The organism is Halovivax asiaticus JCM 14624, assembly GCF_000337515.1.
GTDB lineage: Archaea > Halobacteriota > Halobacteria > Halobacteriales > Natrialbaceae > Halovivax > Halovivax asiaticus.
On record NZ_AOIQ01000009.1, the window covers coordinates 147,570 to 166,084 of the forward strand.

At 64.9% G+C, this 18,515-nt stretch carries 15 protein-coding genes and 1 pseudogene; 6 read left to right on the forward strand and 10 right to left on the reverse strand.

From position 1 onward, the window contains the following. Positions 1–40 precede the first annotated feature (40 nt). Entirely contained in the window at positions 41–1,183 is a 1,143-nt protein-coding gene (locus C479_RS05540) for a Fic family protein (protein ID WP_007699098.1), read from the forward strand. 183 nt (positions 1,184–1,366) lie between these two features. Beyond that, a complete protein-coding gene (locus tag C479_RS05545) occupies positions 1,367–1,867 on the forward strand; it encodes a hypothetical protein (protein ID WP_007699101.1) in 501 nt (166 codons plus the stop codon). 35 nt (positions 1,868–1,902) lie between these two features. On the opposite strand, the gene C479_RS05550 is transcribed toward C479_RS05545, so the two are convergent. Continuing rightward, a complete protein-coding gene (locus C479_RS05550; RefSeq protein ID WP_007699104.1) occupies positions 1,903–4,236 on the reverse strand; it encodes a neutral/alkaline non-lysosomal ceramidase N-terminal domain-containing protein in 2,334 nt (777 codons plus the stop codon). Positions 4,237–4,493: 257 nt separating this feature from the next. On the opposite strand from C479_RS05550, the gene C479_RS05555 reads away from it, so the two are divergent. Then, positions 4,494–5,159 carry a helix-turn-helix domain-containing protein gene (locus C479_RS05555; protein WP_007699107.1) on the forward strand — a complete coding sequence of 222 codons (666 nt, stop codon included), beginning with the start codon at positions 4,494–4,496 and terminating at the stop codon, positions 5,157–5,159. A 97-nt stretch (positions 5,160–5,256) separates the two neighbouring features. Here C479_RS05555 and C479_RS05560 read toward each other — a convergent pair whose 3' ends face one another. Both C479_RS05560 and C479_RS05565 read right to left on the reverse strand, forming a co-directional pair. After that, positions 5,257–6,633: a D-arabinono-1,4-lactone oxidase gene (locus C479_RS05560; RefSeq protein WP_007699109.1), complete on the reverse strand. Its 1,377-nt coding sequence runs from the start codon at positions 6,631–6,633 to the stop codon at positions 5,257–5,259. Beyond that, entirely contained in the window at positions 6,630–7,820 is a 1,191-nt protein-coding gene (locus C479_RS05565) for an alanine racemase (protein ID WP_007699112.1), read from the reverse strand. Before C479_RS05565 ends, C479_RS05560 begins: the two co-directional genes overlap by 4 nt. Before the next feature lie 271 nt (positions 7,821–8,091). On the opposite strand from C479_RS05565, the pseudogene C479_RS05570 reads away from it, so the two are divergent. Next, a pseudogene (locus tag C479_RS05570) lies at positions 8,092–8,340 on the forward strand (GrpB family protein); the annotation flags it as partial. A gap of 192 nt (positions 8,341–8,532) precedes the next feature. Here C479_RS05570 and C479_RS05575 read toward each other — a convergent pair. After that, on the reverse strand, positions 8,533–10,719 hold the full coding sequence (locus tag C479_RS05575) for an elongation factor EF-2 (RefSeq protein WP_007699117.1): 2,187 nt from the start codon (positions 10,717–10,719) through the stop codon (positions 8,533–8,535). Positions 10,720–10,925: 206 nt separating this feature from the next. Here C479_RS05575 and C479_RS05580 point away from each other — a divergent pair, with 206 nt between their 5' ends. After that, positions 10,926–11,681, forward strand: a complete 756-nt coding sequence (locus C479_RS05580) for a DUF5781 family protein (protein WP_007699120.1) — start codon at positions 10,926–10,928, stop codon at positions 11,679–11,681. A gap of 289 nt (positions 11,682–11,970) precedes the next feature. Further along, positions 11,971–12,624 carry a 4-vinyl reductase gene (locus C479_RS05585; RefSeq protein ID WP_049907097.1) on the forward strand — a complete coding sequence of 218 codons (654 nt, stop codon included), beginning with the start codon at positions 11,971–11,973 and terminating at the stop codon, positions 12,622–12,624. Between the two features lie 72 nt (positions 12,625–12,696). Here C479_RS05585 and C479_RS05590 read toward each other — a convergent pair whose 3' ends face one another. From C479_RS05590 to C479_RS05615, 6 genes are all read right to left on the reverse strand, one after another. Continuing rightward, positions 12,697–14,208 (reverse strand): aldehyde dehydrogenase family protein, encoded by a 1,512-nt coding sequence (locus tag C479_RS05590; protein WP_007699124.1) that lies wholly within the window; start codon positions 14,206–14,208, stop codon positions 12,697–12,699. Positions 14,209–14,603: 395 nt separating this feature from the next. Then, a complete protein-coding gene (locus C479_RS05595) occupies positions 14,604–15,818 on the reverse strand; it encodes an alpha-hydroxy-acid oxidizing protein (RefSeq protein WP_007699127.1) in 1,215 nt (404 codons plus the stop codon). A gap of 87 nt (positions 15,819–15,905) precedes the next feature. Further along, entirely contained in the window at positions 15,906–16,175 is a 270-nt protein-coding gene (locus tag C479_RS05600) for a hypothetical protein (protein WP_007699130.1), read from the reverse strand. A 95-nt stretch (positions 16,176–16,270) separates the two neighbouring features. Continuing rightward, the gene (locus tag C479_RS05605) at positions 16,271–16,882 is read right to left on the reverse strand and encodes a 30S ribosomal protein S7 (RefSeq protein ID WP_007699133.1); all 612 of its coding nucleotides are present in this window, start codon (positions 16,880–16,882) and stop codon (positions 16,271–16,273) included. Between the two features lies 1 nt (position 16,883). Continuing rightward, the gene (locus C479_RS05610) at positions 16,884–17,312 is read right to left on the reverse strand and encodes a 30S ribosomal protein S12 (RefSeq protein ID WP_007699135.1); all 429 of its coding nucleotides are present in this window, start codon (positions 17,310–17,312) and stop codon (positions 16,884–16,886) included. A 171-nt stretch (positions 17,313–17,483) separates the two neighbouring features. Then, positions 17,484–18,344, reverse strand: coding sequence for a phosphatase PAP2 family protein (locus C479_RS05615; protein WP_007699137.1), 861 nt, complete (start codon positions 18,342–18,344; stop codon positions 17,484–17,486). Between the last annotated feature and the right edge of the window lie 171 nt (positions 18,345–18,515).

Genomic DNA, 18,515 nt, shown 5'->3' on the forward strand with positions numbered 1-18,515 from the left:
TCGAATAACTTAAGACGGGTCCACACCGATCGGTAGTAAGATGGATCCAGCCGACTTCGCGGACGGGCCCGGCCGAATCGACGAGGACGACGGCCTGCCGTGCCACCGGCCCGCGAGTTTGCCGCCCGATCTCACGCTCACCGAAGATCTACTCGCGGTCTACGGCGACGCCCAGTACGCCCTGGGTCGGTTGGCGACGCTCGAACGACACCTCGAGAATCCGACCCTCCTCATCGCGCCGTTCGTCCACCGTGAGGCCGCGATGAGTTCGCAAGTCGAGGGGACGAACGTCACGATTTCAGACATCTACGCCCACGAGGTCGGCGCGTCGCCGAAGCGCGCCGCCGCTGAGCTCGCGGACGTTCGCGAAGCGTACAACTACGTCGACGCCGTCACCCACGGGTTCGAACGGATCGACGCCGGTGGAACGATCGATCTCGACCTCGTGCGGACCTTACACGAGAAACTCCTGGGCGGCGTCCGCGGCGAGGAGGATCGGCCCGGGGAACTTCGCGACATTCCCGTCTACATCGGGTCGCCGGACGACGGCCCCGACGGCGCGTCGTTCGTCCCGGCGAGTCCGGACTACGTCGACCTCCTCTTAGAGCAGTGTCTCTCGTACCTGCGCCGCGGGGAGTACCCACCACTGGTCGACACCGCGCTCGTTCACTATCAGTTCGAGGCCATCCACCCCTTCCGCGACGGCAACGGCCGCCTCGGCCGCCTGCTCATCATGCTCCAGCTCTACCAGGCCGGCCTCCTTCCCGGGCCGTACCTCTATCTCAGCGCCTACTTCAAGCGCCACGGGATCGCCTACCGCGAGAAGTTGCTAGAAGTCAGTACGGACGGCGCCTACGAGGAGTGGGTCGTCTTCGTCTTGGACGCCATCGCCGAACAGGCCATCGACGCCTACGACTGCGGGGTCGCCCTGACCGACCTCCGCGAGGACTACCGCGCGAAATTCCCAAGTTTCCCCACCGCGCGCGAACTCGTCGACTACGTCTTCGAACAGCCGTACCTGACGGGGCCGCGCGCCGTCGAGGCGACCGGGCGCTCGAAACCGTCCGTCTACGACGCCATCGAAGCGCTCGAAGCGGCGGGCATCGTCGTCGAAACGACCGGCCAGGAGCGCAACAAGGTCTACGAGGCGCCCGAAGTGCTATCCGTGCTGGATTCCGGCTAACCGAACGCGGCCGACCGACGGACGAACAGGACGGCCGGTACGCTGGAATAGGCCCCTTCGGGACGAAAACGAGTTTTCGAGAGCGGACCGAAGTCCGAGAGAGGTACCTTCATCCCCGACATCATACCATTCAAGCACTAGTGAATAATAATATATCCGTCGGTGTTCAAATACAACTGCCGTATGACTCCATCGCCAGACCACGACGCGACACCGGCGAAGAACGCTTCGTCGACCCGCCGCACCGTGCTTCGAACGGGCGCCGCCATCACAGCGAGCGGTCTCGGCCTCGCGACGCTCACCGGCCAGGTCGCCGCACACTTCCCACCTAAGCTCGATATCGACATCGTTCCCGGTAGCGAGGCGAACCCGGTCATTCCCAACCGATTCGGGATGGTCCCCGTTGCAATCTTGCAGAACGACGAGTTCGACCCAACGAGCGAGGACGTCAGATACCGATTCGGCGCGCCGGACGTCGTCACCGATCGCGAGGGTGCACGGCCCATCTTCGACGGCTTCGTGACGGATGTCGACGACGACGGAAACGACGACCTCCTCCTGGTGTTCCCAATGGACGGAACCGGGTTCGACGGCGACGAGACCGAGGGCCGAATCGAGTGGGAACGAGACGAGTCGGGGGAACACGGCCTGTCGGGCACCGACGCGGTCACGATCGTCCGCTGACCGCCGCGATTTCGATCGCTCGCAGACCGCCGCGCTCAGATCGGAATCGTCCCGATGCCGAACAGCCCGGGCGGATCGCCGCCACCGGTCGTCATATTTTGGGGCCACTCTCCGTCGGCTACCTCGCCGACGGTCAGCTGGACCGCATCGCCGGATCGGTTGCCGAAGGCGTCTTCGAGTCCGGCGTCGGGGACCGTGACGACGTCGCCTTCCGTGACGCCCTGCGCGGTCCCAACCCAGCCGCCAGCAGCCCCGTCCCACGTGGCCACGACCGTCTCCCCATCCACCTCGATGGTCGCCGTCCCACCGTGAGGCGAGCGCGCACGCGTTCGGAGACTGTCGTCCGGATCCGGCGGCGGGTTCTGTGCGAGGACAGTGAGGGCGACCGAGTCGTCCGATCCGGGCTCGCCCGCGCGAACCCCGCGAACCACGAGTCCGGTGGCGGGCACGACGTCGAACGATCGTGTCGTGAGTTCGTACCGCGCAGCGTTCACCCGGAAGCGGTAGGTTCCCGTCGGCAAGTCCGGGGTGACGTCGAATCGCGCCGTGTAGTGGCCGAGCCACTCGCTCCAGACGAACCCGAGCCCGCGGTCGTCGGTGACGGGGTGCCACTCCCCGTCGCCACCGGCAGTCGCCCGTTCCAGGAGCACGAACGGGTCGTCGACCGGCCGATCCCTGCCCGCCGTCCCGCCGACCCACTCGAGACCGACGGTTTCCATCCGTTCGACGGTAGCCGAGGGTTGGGCGACGAGCGAACCCTCGGCGGCGCCGTCGCCAACGGGCGCTGACGGCACCGACGGTCGAGAACCGGATGGGTCGGGCGAGCTGCCGAGTCCGTCGTCGAACGCAGCGGCGAGGTCACGCTGGTGCTCGCCGATCAGCACCGACGCGTACTTGCCGAAGACGGTGTGGCCGCCCTCGTAGTGTTGCTGGTCGTACTCTTCCGGTGTCGTGAAGTAGCCGTTGTAGCCGTTCGCGATGCCGACGACCGTGACGTCGGTCACGTCGTCCGGCGCCGCCTCGGCAGCGGCCTCGGCCATTCGACGACCCATCTCGGTGGTCGGTTCGCCGGGGACGGTCACGAGGAGTCGGTCGCCGAGCCGCAGGGCCTGGATCTCGACCTCGGTGGACCACGGTGCGGGCGCGAGGATGAGCTTGCGGCCGTGAACCGGATCGGCGAGCCACTCGGGGCGACGCTCACCCTCCAGTTCGAGCCCCGAAAATGGCGTCGGCCCGTTCTCGCCGCCGTTCAGGATGGGTTTCCCGACGAGACCGGTGCTTGCGACGCGTTCACCGCTATCGACGTGCTGGCCGTCGAACTCGATCACCCTGGCGCGACCGCCCACCGGATAGGTCCGGGAGAGATCGGCCTCGGCTGCCTGCCAGGCGGCCCACATCGCCGACTCCACGCGGACGGCGGTCCGCTCGGCCAGCGCGTACATTCCGTAGTCGTCGTAGTGAGTCATCACGTCTCCCAGTTTCCCCGCCGCGTGCAGGACGACCGGGGACTCGTCGTCGAATCGATGCACGAACCACCGCGACGCCACGCCCGGAAAGTCAGCCGAGTACGTGGTGTTGGCCGGGGGGAACGTCGTCGGATGATTGGCGTAACACGTCCAGGCGGCTATCGGCATCCCGTCGAGCGACTCGACGCGCAGCAGTCGGAGCGTCGGATCGCGTGCGAGTGCCGGATCGACCGGGTGGTCGTCAGGCGATCCCTCGCCTGGGGGAATGTCCAGCCCGTAGTTCGCGAGGTGGGCCTCGATCGAGCGATTGACGCTGTTGTCGGGCACGTCGGCTTCGGCCCACGCCGCGCGAGCCGGCCGCCGGTCCGCGTCCGCCGCCGCGATGGCGTCGCCGATCTGTCCGGCGATCCAGTCGTCGAACCCATCGGGGCCCGCGTGCGTGTGGGTCGTCGCGTAGAGGACCGTATCGCGATCGAACCCGAGCGGGCGGGCGTGTTCGAGTACCGTCTCGCGCGCGACTGGTCGCCCGAGGTCGCCGCCGACGAGGGCGACCTTCCGCTCCCCGTCGGACAGGACGAGCGCCTGGACGAACAACCGAATCGAGACACCGTCCGCGAAGATGTCCGGTCGAGCGTAGCCGAAGAACGGCTGGCCGTTCGCGGGCGTGACGTCACGAATTGCCACGCCGGCGGTGAGCGTTCCCTCGCCCGCGCCCTCGTGACCGGTTTGGCCACGATTTTCGTCGGTCCCGGCCGAGCCGTTTCCCCCGACGGCCCCGGTTGCATTGGCGCCCGAATCGCCCGCTGGGTCGCTCGCCGCGCCGAGCGAAACGCCCGCAGCGAGACCCGTCAACGTCGCCGAACCCGCGACGAATCGGCGCCGGTCCATCCGTCGATCACTCATCTACGATCCCCCGCGGTTCGATCCGAGTTGGGTTGTCCCCGAACCATACCCGCGGCTCAACGCCACCGAGGAAATGTTCGGTTCTTGTGTACACCACCCATTTTTATGTGTTGTGGTAACAAGGAACGGTATAGCCAGGTCGGTCTCTACCGCACCATCGATCGGCCGCTCACACACACAAATATTGATGAGTTTATATCAGTTCGTCTCGAACCGACGGATCGTCGAATACCGCTGAATAACCGCAAACCCACACCATGGTCGCCGATCCACTCCGATTCGTCACGCTCACGCTCACCGCCGAAGAGTGGCTGGGCGAACCCGACCAGCACGTCTTCGACGATCCCGAGCTCGACCACGGGCCGGTCTACGACGCGAGACTGCTGCCCGACGGGACCGTCATCACCCTGTACGAACTCAGAGGCGACCCCGACCAGCTGGAATCGCTCCTTCGAACCCACGAGGATCGCGACGTCGCGTCCGCACCCACCCACGATGGGTCGGGACTGCTCGTTTACGCCCACGGCGAGGCCCACGAAACGGTCGCGGCACTGCTAGAACGCATCCAGGCGTTGCGCCTCGTGATCGATCGACCGATCGAGTTCCGGCCGGACGGCTCACTCCGGGTCACCCTCGTCGGCGACGAACGAGGCGTCAAAGGCCTCTTCGACGGGATTCCCGAGTCGGTCTCGCTGGAGATCGAGCGGACGGGCGACTACGAGCCCCGTCCCAACCGAATCTACGCCTCGCTCACCGACCGCCAGCGGGAGATACTCCGGACGGCGGTCGACCTGGGCTACTACCGACGGCCCCGTGAGACCTCCTACAGCGAGATCGCTGCGGTCGTCGGCTGCTCGGAGGCGAACGTCGGCGAGCACATTCGACGGATCGAGTCGAAACTCGTCGAAGCGATCGTTCCGTGACCGGCCCGGGTCGGCGCTCCCGAATTCGGCCGCATCGGGCGACCGACCACGCCGAGCGAGCAGTCGCGCCACGTGATCAGCCCCACCAGTTGAACAGTCACGTCGGCTCGAACAGGTCGCGGAGAGACGCGTTCAGAAAGATCCCGTCGGGATCGAATCGCCGGCGGATCGCCTCGAAGGTGTCCCACTCGGGGTACCGGGCGCGGAGCCGATCCGGAGCGATCGAGTGCCGCTTTCCCCAGTGGGGCCGGCCGTCGTACGCGTCGAAGACGGACTCGCAGGCCTCGAAGTACGCACGGGCGGGTTTCCGGTGGTAGGCGTGGACGGCGACGAACGCGGTCTCCCGGCCGTACGCGGGAGAGAGGGGAATCTCGTCGCCGGCGACGTAGCGGAACTCGATGGGGAAGACGATCGACGGGTGGGACGCGAGGACCTGATCCCGGAGTGCGCGGACGACTGCGGGCCCGTCTCGAGCGGGAACGGCGTACTCACTCTCGTCGAACCTGACGTCCCGCCGCGTGGTGAACACCTCGTGGCTCTGACCGACGGTCTCACTCTCCGAGAACGTCGTGGCGGTGAACCGGGCGAGTCCGGGTGACGACCGTGGGAACCGGGACGAGAGTCGACAGACGGCCTCCCAGACGACGTTTTCGGCGCGCTCACCGAACGCCGTCGGAACCAACGGGTTGGTCAGCGGTTCGTCCGTCTTGTCGAGGGTCTTGACCAGCACCCGGCCCGTGTGGGGAAACCAGAAGAATTCGAGGTGGCGGTGTGCCTCGCGAAGGCTCTCGAGTTCGTCGAGGACCGACTCCAGTGGCGCCGTCCAGGTTCGCTCGCACAGCCGGTAGGCAGGGTCGAGGTCGAGGGTGACCGCGGTGATGATACCGAGGGCCCCCAACGAGACCTGAGCCGCCCGGAACGGGTCGCCGTCTTCGACCGCCAGCGTCCGACGCTCGCCGTCTGCGGTGACGAGTTCGAGCGCGACGATCTGTGTCGAGAGGATGCCGAGATCGATGCCGGTACCGTGGGTGCCGGTCGCGAGCGCGCCGGCGACGGTCTGGCGATCGACGTCGCCGAGGTTCGTCATGGCCAGTCCGTGGACGTCGAGCGTCGCCGCCAGTTCGCCCAGTGTGGTTCCGGCCCGGACGGTCGCTCGACGGCGCTCGTAATCGACCGCCGTAACGCCGGTGAACCGGTCGAGCGAGACGAGGACGTCGTCGGTCGGGACGAGCGCCGAGAACGAGTGCCCGGAGCCGGCGACCCGGATCGTTCGCTCACCGGCGTATCGATCGACCAGGTGTCGGATCTCGTCCGTCGTCGTCGGACGATAGAAATGGCGGGGTCGACAGGACCGAGTGCCGGCCCAGTTTCGCCAGCGGTTCGCCTCACTGCACTCACGAGGGCCACTCCGGTGACCGATCCCTGCACCGTCAGTTACCCGGTCGCCGTTCGCGTCACGGCTACGCTCCGTCACAGGAACCACGCCCCGTCGCCGCGATAGGTCGGGTGTCGGTCGACGAGTTCACCATCGTCGATCACGTGCAGGTGTTCGAAGTGGGTACAGAGCTCGCCGGCCTTGGCATGTCGACAGAAGACGGGGTCACCCAGTTCCAGCCGATGTGGGCCATCGTAGCTAACCGGCGTCTGGACTTCGCCCGCGCCCTCGGCGTCGAACAACGAGACACCGCGGGGCAGATGGGGCGTGGGTATCTTGTCGACGCCCGGCGGGCCGCTCGCCACGTACCCGCCACCCCGACAGGTGTACACGCCGGGTTCGGGACGGCGGACGACCTCGATGGCGTAGCCGGCGGCCGGCGCTATCGTAAACCCCCGATAGTGGTCGAACAGACCTGGGGCGAAGAAGGCCGAGCCTGCGGTGAGTTCCGTCACCGACGTATCCCGACGCGTCGATTCGAGGCAGCCGGTGCCGCCACCGTTGACGAAGTCGAGGGCGAATCCCTCCCGTTCGAGCGCCGCGACCGTCTCCTGACGGCGCTCGTGGACGATCGGTTCCGACCGGCGTTTGAGGCGTCGCACGACCGCGTTTGTCACGAACGAATTCGACGGGTCGTCGTCGGGAAGGCCCGCGAGTTGCCCCTCGTAGCCCATCAGTCCCGAGAGCGTCACGGCTGGCGCATCGGCGATCGTTCGTGCAAGTTCGAGTGCCGCGCTCGCCGACCGGATTCCCGACCGCCTGACACCGAAGTAGACCCCGAGATGGTCGGTGGAGACGTCGAGATCGAGACAGATCGGAACCGAGACGCCGCGCTCGGCCGCAACCTCGCTAATCCGTTCGACGTGGGCGTCGCTGTCGACCAGCAGGACGATCCGGGTGCCGGCTTCGATCGCAGAACAGACCGCCGCGAGCTCGTCGGCGTCGACAACCGGGTACGCGACCAGCAGGTCGTCGAACCCATCGGCGGCGAGGTGAGCGGCCTCGTGACCGGTGTAGCACATGACGCCGCGGAATCCGTCTCGATCGAGCACCTCCCTGAGGACGGCCCGACACCGGATCGACTTCGAAGCGACGCGGACCGGCCGGCCGCTCGCTCGTCGGCGGGTCGTCCGGATGTTCGCCTCGAGCGCCGATCGATCGAGGTACGCCAGTGGATACGACTCCTCCGAGAGCGCCGAGCGGTAGGCGTCGTACGTCGAGGACATGATCGCACGTTGCTGTGGACCCACATAGGCGTGCGTCCGGGGTAGAACAGTCGTTTATACCGGCGGGAAGCCGATTCGTCGACGGCATGGGCAGTGACCGTCGGTCGGATCGGGCCCACAGCCCAGCGGTGACCGACTCCCTCCGACCGAGAAGGGGTTACCAGCGTTCCCAGAAAGGAGCCCATAGTTATTCGAAGTAGATAAACGCTAACCAAATCCAGGACGAACGGCGTCACAGTGAGACCTCGAGCGAACTGACCGACGTCGAGGTCGGGCCTTTCTCGCGAAGGGGCCGAAAACCGAGCAAACGCACTACCTCTCGTTGACCAAACCAGGAAGCCCGACCTGCAACGAACCGCTCGCGTTCAGGGACCAGCTGCGAGCAAACCCGGCTGTGGCGAGCGAGTACGCCGAGTTGAAACGCGATCTCGCCGCAACGTATCTAAACGACCGGGCGAGCTACACCCCCGAAAAGAGCGCGTTCGTCGAATCGATTCTCGAAGATGCACTCGACGAGTAACCAGTCCGGGGACGGAACCGAAGGAGGAGACTAACCCAGAAGTCGCGTTAATATCGGGGATAATGCGGTTTGCATACGGCGCGCAAGGCGCGCCGTTTCACCGCGAGCGCGGACGCGCTCGCGGCCCTTTTTCATCGAAGTTTTTGTGCAAGCGGTTCGCGCTCTGCGCGAACCCGCCGCACAAAAAGTTCGTTAGAAGTAATCGACGCTCGGGGGCAGTTCGAGCTTCATGCCCTTGCGCTCGCGGATCTCCATGGTCTTGTCGCGCTGGAGCGAGTCGGCCATGAACTCGAAGCCGGCGTTCTCCGTGTTCCAGGAGGCGCGGCCTTCGGTGGCGGAGCGAATGTCGCTGGCGAAGCCGATCATCTCGTCGACGGGGGCGATGCCCTCGACGACCATGAGGTCGCCTTCCTGGTACATGTCGTCGACGCGGCCACGGCGGCCCTGGATCTCGCCGGAGGCGGCGCCCATGTGGTCGTTGGGGACGTCGATGCGGACGTCCTGCATGGGTTCTTTCATGGCGATGTGGCCGTCGATCAGCGACTTGTGGACGGCTTCGCGGGTCGCGGGGATGACCTGTGCCGGACCGCGGTGGATGGTGTCCTCGTGGAGCTTGGCGTCGTGCAGCCGGATGAGGGTACCCTGAACGGGCTCGTTGGCCAGTGGGCCGTTGTCGAGGGCTTCTTCGAGCCCCTCGATGAACAGCTCCATCGTCTCGTTCAAGTGCTGAATCCCCTTCGTCTCGTCGAGCAGGATGTTGGTCCCGTGAATGTGCTCGACGACCTGCGAGTCGTCCTTGTCCATGCCGGCTTCCTGCAGCGCCTCGCGGCGTTCGAGTTCCGGCATGTCCATCGAGGCCTCGCCCATCCGGAGGGTGTCGACGAGGTCGTCCGAGAGCGGCTCGACGGAGATGTAGAAGCGGTTGTGGCGGTTCGGCGAGATACCCTCGACCGTGTCGGAGTCGCGCTGGATAGCCTCGCGGTAGACGACGATCGGTTCGCCGGTGTTGACCGGGATGCCCTGGTTCTTCTCGATACGCTGGGTCTGAACCTCGAGGTGGAGTTCACCCTGCCCGGAGATGAGGTGCTCGCCGGTGTCCTCGTTGATCTCGATCTGAATGGTGGGGTCTTCCTTGGAGACCTGTCGGAGCGTCTCGATGAGCTTCGGCAGGTCGTCCATCGTCTGGGCCTCGACGGACTTCGTGATGACCGGCTCGGAGATGTGTTCGATGGACTCGAACGGCGTCATCTCGGTGGACGAAACCGTCGAGCCAGCGATGGCGTCGCGGAGGCCGGTGACGGCGGCGATGTTGCCGGCCGGAACCTGGTCGACCTCCTCGCGCTCGCCACCCATGTAGATGCCGACGCTCTGGACGCGATTCTTGCCAGCGGTCCCCGAAACGTACAGCTCCTGGCCCTTCTCCAGCGTGCCAGAGAAGACACGGCCGGACGCCACTTCGCCGGCGTGTGGGTCCATCGCGATGTCGGTGACCATCAGGACGACCTCGCCGCTCTCGTCGACGAGTCGCATCGTCTCGGCGAGTTCGGACTCGGCGTCACCGCGCCAGATGCGCGGGATACGCATGGGCTGGGCGTCGACCGGGTTCGGGAAGTGCTCACAGACCATGTCCAGGACGACGTCCGACAGCGGCGTGCGCTCGTGGAGTTCCTGGCGCTTGTCTGCGCGCTCGAGTTCCATGATTTCGCCGAAGTCCATGCCCGTGCGCTGCATCGAGGGCATCGAGACGCCCCACTTGTAGAGGGCGGAACCGAAGCCGACGGTGCCGTCCTCGACGGAGACGGTCCAGTCCTCGATGTCGTCCATCTCCTCGGTCATGCCGCGAATGAGGTCGTTGACGTCGCGGATGACGGAGAGGAGCCGTTCCTGCATCTCCTCGGGACCCTCCTGGAGCTCCGAGATGAGGCGGTCGACCTTGTTGATGAACAGGGTCGGCTTGACGCCTTCGCGCAGCGCCTGGCGGAGAACGGTCTCGGTCTGGGGCATCGCGCCCTCGACGGCGTCGACGACGACGAGCGCACCGTCGACGGCGCGCATCGCACGGGTGACGTCGCCACCGAAGTCGACGTGGCCCGGCGTGTCGATGAGGTTGATGAGGTGGTTGGTGTCCTCGTACTCGTGGGTCATCGAGACGTTCGCCGCGTCGATGGTGATGCCGCGTTCCTGTTCGTCCTCTTCGGTGTCCATCGCGAGCTGTTCGCCGGCGGTCTCGTCCGAGATCATGCCGGCCCCCGCGAGGAGATTGTCCGAAAGTGTGGTCTTGCCGTGGTCGACGTGAGCGGCGATGGCGATGTTCCGGATGTTCTCCGGTTCGTCCATCAGCCGTTCACACTCCTGTACGATCTTCTTGCGTCGGCCCATATACACCCTCGTACCGGTAGCGGGGTCAAAAGGGTGCTGTTTCGTCGTCGCGAACTGCGCCGGGCGAATTCAGGTGCTGCGCCCCGAACGTCCAGTTTGCGTGAGTGGGTGACACGCACTGAACAGGTGATCGCACGCTCCGCAACCGGGCTGTCCTGAGACACGGCGCAACCCTCATGTCCGCCACTCCCCTGTTACCTACACTCATGGAGTTGCACGTGCAGGGAACTGGGCCAGCCGCTCCCTTTCTCAGCGCCCGCGATCTATTCGAAACCGAGCACGATCTCTCGTTGCCCGTTCGGGTCCGGCTTCGAGACGATCCGGACGAGCGAACGTGGGCAGGCCACTACGACGATCGACATGTGCTCAACATCTCACGACGGGCAGCGTCCTCCGCGATGGCTCGCGAACTCGCCCTCCACGAGTTCGCCCACATGGCCCGGTACGAGGAGGACCACCCATCACACGTTCAGTCCATCGAAGAGGCCCTCTACCTCGCCCTCGCGGGCCGCGACGTGGAGCGACGCAAACTGGCTCACTGTTTCCAGATCGCCAACCACATGAAGGACATCTACGCGGACGACATCACGCTCTCGGTGGGTCCCGGCGAGAAACTGCTCTCATATCTGGAATCGAGCCTGGCCGCAGCCATCGCCGATCGAGCACGGGCCACGCCACGGGACGACTTCGAGCGCGTCACGACTGGTGCTGATCCGGATATCACGGCCGTCAACGCCGCGTTCGCCCTCGCACTGGCCGAACGAAACGACATCATCGACGAGGACCACCGGCTGTACGATCTGGCCGACGCAGCCGCGGTGGACGCCCCCTCCGTCGACGCCGACGAGTTCCGGACGCGATTTCGCGAACTCGGGCACGATCCGGACCCGAGCGGCTACCGCCGTCACCTCGTGCAGGCGACTCGCTCGTACGTCGACGGGGACGGGCCGGCGGCAGACTGATCCAACGAACGTTCGCCCGCAAACGCGACGGGGTCGGTTCCACGCCGAGGTGAAACGGGCAATTCTCGGCGAGAAATCGGAGACGAAACGGGTCGTGACCGTCGTCCGAGGCCGGTCGTCTCGGCATGGGCGCCCACACCGACGGACGCGGGAACGTTCGTCACGGACTGAGCGTCTTACGGTCTCAGTCGCCCATCGAACGGCATCCAGGAACGATGGCCCGTCCCGATACCACTCTCGTCGTCGAACTGGTATTTATTAGTTAGATGGGGCGCAATCCGTATCTGGTATGACGCCAATTAATACAGTATTCAGCACATTTTCTTGGATTAAAAAGGTTATTGGCCGAGGAGATGAAGAGCCCGAGTCCAGTTCCGAATTGCCGACGGTGACCGACCGGACCGGGTTCGACGGGTCGCTCGAAGATGCGGAAGTGGTCGGTCGGAGTCCACAGTCGTACATCGAAGCGGGCGAATCGGTCTCGTCGTTCGTAGGTAAACAGGTTACGCACAAACTCTCCGAGCACGGACTCCAGGACATCGATCCCGACGGATGGTACTCGCTCAAAATTCCGCTCGCAATGCTGTACGATATGCGCGACGAGTACGGCGACACTCGAATGCGAAATATGGGGCAAAACGTCCCGGAGCACGTCGAGTTTCCGCCGGACATTTCCGCGGTAGACACGGCGTTGCGGTCGATCGACACGGCGTATCAGCAGAGCCACCGCGGCAGCGAAATCGGCTACTACGAGTTCCACGAAGACGGGGAAAACGAGGGGACTATCGTCTGTGAGAACCCCTATCCGTGCGAGTTCGACAAGGGCCTCATCAAAGGCGTCGCGAAAAAGTTCGCCAGCAACCCGGTCAAGATCGAAGAGGTCGGCGACCAGTGTCGGGCGGACGGCGACGCTCGCTGTGAGTATCGCGTTAAGTGGATCTGACCGGATCAGCACCCAAATTTTCCATCCCCGTCGACACAGGCGACCACAACTCAAAGCGGGGGCGCGACCGAATTAGTACGGGTACTCCCGGGGTTCGCGCTGGATCGAGATCCACTTCACCGTCGTCAAGGTTTCCAGTATCCACTCGTCGTTATAGCGACCCATACCGGACGCACCGACGCCGCCGAATGCGACGTGTGGCTCGTCGTTCAACGGCTGATCGTTGATATGGACCATGCCGGTCTCCATCTTGTCGGCCACGTCCCGGGCTCTAGCAACGTCCGTCGAGTGAACCGACCCCGAGAGGCCGTACTCGGTATCGTTAGCGATTCGAATCGCCTCCTCGTCCGTGTCGAAGGGGATAACCGGGGCAACCGGCCCGAAATGCTCGTTGCAAGCCAGGGGCATGTCGTTGGTAACGTCCGAAAGCACCGTCGGCTCGACGAACAGCGCATCGTGGCTACCGCCAGCTTCGACGGTCGCTCCCCGCGCTACGGACTCCTCGATGAATTCGACGATCTTGTCACGCTGACTTTCGTTGATAACCGGCCCGACGAGCGCGTCCGGCTCCAGCGGATCGCCGATAGGAAGTTGCGCTGCGCGGTCCGCGAGGCCCGCCACGTAGTCGTCGTACAGTGATTCGTGAACGAGGTGACGGTTGATCGAGATGCACTCCTGTCCCTGGTGGGTGAACGAGCCGAACGCGCCGGCGTCGACCGCTCGCTCGAGGTCGGCGTCGGGCAGCACGATGTGAGCGTTGTTCCCACCGAGCTCGAGTGCGGGCTCCGTATACGAGCCGACGGCCCGCTGACCGACACCGCGGCCGACTTCCGAAGAGCCGGTAAACGACATTACCGATGGAACCGAATGGCCCGAGAAGTGGTCGCCGATCTCGTGGCCGTACCCGGGGACGACGTTCAAGACGCCGTCAGGAAGCCCCGCCTCCTCGAAGACTTTCGCGAGCACGAGTCCGCCAGTCAGCGGGGTATGCTCGTCGGGTTTCAGCACGACGCTGTTGCCGAGCGCGATGGCGGGTGCGACGACCCGGCTGGAGAGGTACAGCGGGAAGTTCCACGGCGTGATGACGCCGACGACGCCGGCCGGTTCGCGAACGAGTAAATTCTCCTTGCCGGGCGTGACCGAATCCTTGCGGCGGCCACCGTCGCGCATCGCTAGCCCAGCCCCGACGGTCATCGTCCCTTGCGCGAGTTGTGTCTCGAAATCGGCTTTCAACCGGACGCCACCGCACTCGACGGCGAACAGCGTCGCCAGATCGTCGGCATAGTCGCCAAGTCGATCGCAGGCCTCGGAGACGATCGCGGCGCGCTCCTGGGGCGGTCGACTTGCCCACTCGGTCTGCGCTCGCTCCGCGCTCGCGTACGCCTCGTCGACATCGCTCACCGTCCCCGACGGGACCGACGTCAGTGTCTCCCCCGTCGCCGGGTTTTCGACGTCGATCAGATCCCGGTCGCCGGCGGCGACCCACTCGCCGTCGAGGTACAGGCCGTTCCACCCGTGTTCCGGTGCGATGTCGAGTCCGTCTACGTCGATCCCGTCGGAAGCTTCCGTGCTCGGAGCCGTCATACGAAAACTGCTTTCGATGGGGTCCGTTTATTCGTTCGGGTTTGACATTCTCACATCGGAGCTATCGACGGTGGCAGTCGAGGTCCCAGAGAGCCGTCAATAGCAGACTTCGTGGTTAAAAAAATAACCATATAGATAGGTAAAGTAGCATGGGATGATTCCTGGTGAACTCCGGAATGCTTGCCGTCGGGACAGTCGGTCAACCGATTCGAACCGGGCGCGGCGTCCCCGAGCCACGTGCTGGACGAAAGGGATGGGCGAATGCGACTCACTCGGACGTTCTCGAAGGCCGGTGAATAGCGACCACCGGTTCGGCAAACGCGAGCGAACAATAGCAGAAACCAGAGATCTTGCCTGCACCGGCATCCAAGCGACTTTCGTCCGATCGATCAGGGCTACTCACGTGCACGAAACGGCGACTCGTGCGCTCGGACCAGCATCGACCGGTCGAGGTCCGAGACACGCGAGCACCCCGAAAGCCCCATCGTCAGATCGAGATCCGCCAGAAAATTCCGGCACACCTGGCGAACACCGTCCTCGCCGTCGATCGCGAGCCCGTAGACGTACGGACGGCCCAGGAACACCATCTCGGCGCCGAGTGCCAGCGCAGTCACGGCGTCGGCGCCGCGCCTGATGCCGCTGTCGAAGAGGACGGGTTCGTCGTACCCGGCTTCGTCGAGGTGATCGATCACGGCGGGCAGTGCCTCGATCGCCGGGAGCGCGGTGTCGACCTGTCGGCCGCCGTGGTTCGAGACGACGATGCTATCGGCGCCCGATTCGAGCGCCAGCTCGGCGTCCTCGGGATGGACGATCCCCTTCACGATAATCGGAAGCTCGGTTCGATCACGGAGCCACTCGAGATCCGTCCAGGTGAGCGAGGCGTCACCGAAGACGTCGACGAACTGCATCACGGCCGCGCCCTCGTTCTCCGCGGGGTCTTGACCCAGCAGGTCGCGAAACACCGGATCGGAGACGTAGTTTCCCACCCCCTCGCCGTCGAGGAAGGGAAGATACCCGCGCTCGACGTCTCGCTCTCGCCAGCTGATGACCGGCGTGTCGACGGTGACGACGAGCGCATCGTAGCCTGCGGCCTCGGCGCGGTCGACGAAACTCGCCGTCAGCTCGCGATTCGAACTCCAGTAGAGCTGAAACCAGGTTGGCCCATCCCCAGCGGCGTCGGCGACATCCTCCATCGGTTCCGATGCCGCCGAGCTCGAGACGAACGGGAGCCCGAGGTCGGCAGCCGCCCTAGCCGACGCGAGTTCGCCCTCGTCGTGGAGAATGGACTGGACGCCGATGGGGGCAAGGCCGACCGGCGCCGGATACTCGGTTCCGAACAACGTCGTGGAGAGGTCTCGGTCGGCCACATCACGGAGCATTCGAGGGACGAGCCGCCACTGCGAAAAGGCCGACCGGTTCTCGGCCGCGGTCCGCTCTCCGCCCGCACTCCCGGCGACGTAGGCGTACGCCTCCGCATCGAGCGCCTCGCGAGCGGCCGCCTCGAGGGCCTCGAACCGCGGCGGGACCGATGGCCGTTCGTCGGCCAGCATCCCCTGCGTGTACACTTCGATCAATCGCTCGCGGCCGTAGGACGGACCATCGTCGGGCATGGCACCACATTCAGCTGAGTCCGACCTATAAATTGGGGGACCGACACGCGGCGAACCCCCTTCAGAACCGCCACAAGGCTGGCAACACTACGAGCGCAACCAGTCGCTTCGAACGGCGACCACGCCGACCGCACCGAGCAACCCGACCCCGAGCAGTGCCACGGTCGCTATCGGCGACGTCACGTCGGCGACTATCCCTGCGACCGGCTTCAGCGGCGCCCGGACGACTGCGAACGCCATCGACGTCGCGCTCAGGACCGTCGCCCGGGTGGCCGTCTCCGCGTGATCGTTGACGTACTGCGTGACCAGCGGCTTCGAGAGGGCGTATTGCGTACGCTGCGTGACAGAATTCGCCATTGCAGACCGCTCGACGCACGAACGGTGCCGCCTCACGAAGACGCCTCTCGGCGACCGATTACATCGGGAGAAACGCAAACCGAAACGCGAACCGATTATCTCGCGGCAGCGGCGACGCGCTCTTTCTCTTCTTTCTGTCCGACGGCGTAGGTGCCGACGTCACCCTCGGCGGCGCCGACGAGCTGGGTTGCAATCGCTTCCTCGGCGGGCGTGGGCGACTTGAACGAGGCGCTCTGGGCACCGTCGGCGAGGAACTTCAGTGCCTGGTCGACACGGCGCTGTGGCGCGACGTCGACGGCTTTCGGCACCGAAATCCCGCCGTACTTCAGGCGGACGGTCTCCTCGCGCGGGGCAGCGTTCTCGACGGCAGTGACGAGGATCTGGATCGGGTTCTCGTCAGTGCGCTCGTGAACGAGTTCGAAGGCGTCGCGGACGAGCGAGAGGGTCTGCTGTTTCTTGCCCGTGTTCTCTTCGGTCTGCATCAAGCGGTTGATGAACCGCTCGACGATCGAGATTTCGGACTTCTGGAACTGCTTCGAGGCGTGACGACCCGCGGTGTGCGCGACGGGCGTGACTGTGATGTAGCGCTTGGTCGAGGGGTCGTTGTACTCGATGCCGGAGATCTCCCAGCGGCCGAATAGCTTCGCCGCGACGGAGTCGTCGGCCTCTGTATCGGCGTCTGCGTCGGTTTGCTCTTCTGCGCTCATGTTATCGCACCGGTTTCTCTGCGTTACCGCGAACCAGTTCGATGAGCGAGACACCGTTTACCTTCTCGACCTTGTAGTTGACACCGGAGATGTCACCCATCGCACGACCCTTCGCCCCACCGATGCCGGCGATGGTGACCTCGTCGTGCTCGTCGATAAAGCTGATCGCGCCGTCGCCGGGACAGAACGCCGAGACCTGTTTCCCGTTCTTGATGAGCTGGACTCGGACACACTTTCGGATAGCCGAGTTGGGCTGCTTTGCCTCGATGCCGATCTTCTCCAGGACAATGCCACGGGCCTGCGGGGCACCCTCGAGCGGGTCCGACTTCTCGCGAAGGCCACGAGCGCGTCGCGCGTAGTCCGAGTCGGACCACCGCTGTGACTGGCGGTCCTTCTTCAGCTTCCGCGCGGCGTATTTGCCGTTTGCCATAGTACCCGTCGGTATCCGACGAACACACTTAAGCATCCCCTTTTGGATCGGAAACGAAGCGACGAGAGCGGTCGACGGGGGTCGATGAAGCGATCTCGTGGCGTTTCGGAGACGATACTGTCTGCTCGATGCGTGGTCGGTCGGCCACGAGGACCGGCCGGGACGCGTCGGTCAATCACCGGTCTCCGGATCGGTCGCGAGCTCACCGTCGCGCTCGACGGACCGACGGTCACGCTCTCCTTCGATAGAACCGACGATGTACTCCGCCGCGGCGACGCTCCAGAGCGCCAAGACGATTCCAGCGCCGACGTCGATCGCCCAGTGAATGCCCAGGTACATCGTCGAGAAGACGACACCGGACGCCACGATCGCGGCGAGGACGAACCACTTCGGGAACTCCCGGCGGGTTCGCCAGGCGAACAGCAAGACCACGACCGACAGGGACGTATGAAGCGAGGGGAAGACGTTCGTGTTGTCCGCGATCGCTGCAGTCAGGTCCTGCGTCTGCGGATAGAAGTCGTACATCAACCCCTCGACCGAATCCAGGTGGTTCCGCGGTCCGTACGCGATAAAGAGCGTGTAGAGAGCGACGCCGCCGACGACGTAGTTGAGGAGGTACGCGACCAGCAGCTCCTTGAACCGGCGGAGCGACGACATCGTGACGTACAGGATCGGTGCCGTCGCCAGCAGGTACGGGAAGCCGAACATGTAGAGCGCCGAGAAGACTTCGACCGTCACGTCCGGCACGACACGCTGGAGAACGGCGACGAACTCCCCCTCGACGGCGTAGATCTCGTCAGTGATGTTCCAGCCGATCCGTTGGGAGAGCCGGACGCTGTACTCGGACGTGAGGAACTTCGCCAGGAGGAAGAAGCCGGCGGCACCGACGTAGGGAGCCAGTTCGCGGACCCGCTCACGCCGAGCTGCCACGGTGTGGCGGACACGCCTACGATCCAGACACAGCGTACAGGTGCCGACGAATCCGACCGCGACCGCGATGACGGTGACGACGAGCATCGAGCTGAGTGCCATGATTCTGAGATTCCTCGCGTGGCGCGGGCGCCCCGCACGGACGCCGGCGCGTTTCTATCATACGAATGGTGTGTTCACGGCATAAGCATTCTCATCTATCGCGGTCACGGAGAGATCGAAACCGACAGCCGTCACGGCCCTCGGGCAGGCGAAAAGACCGAAGGAACGGCC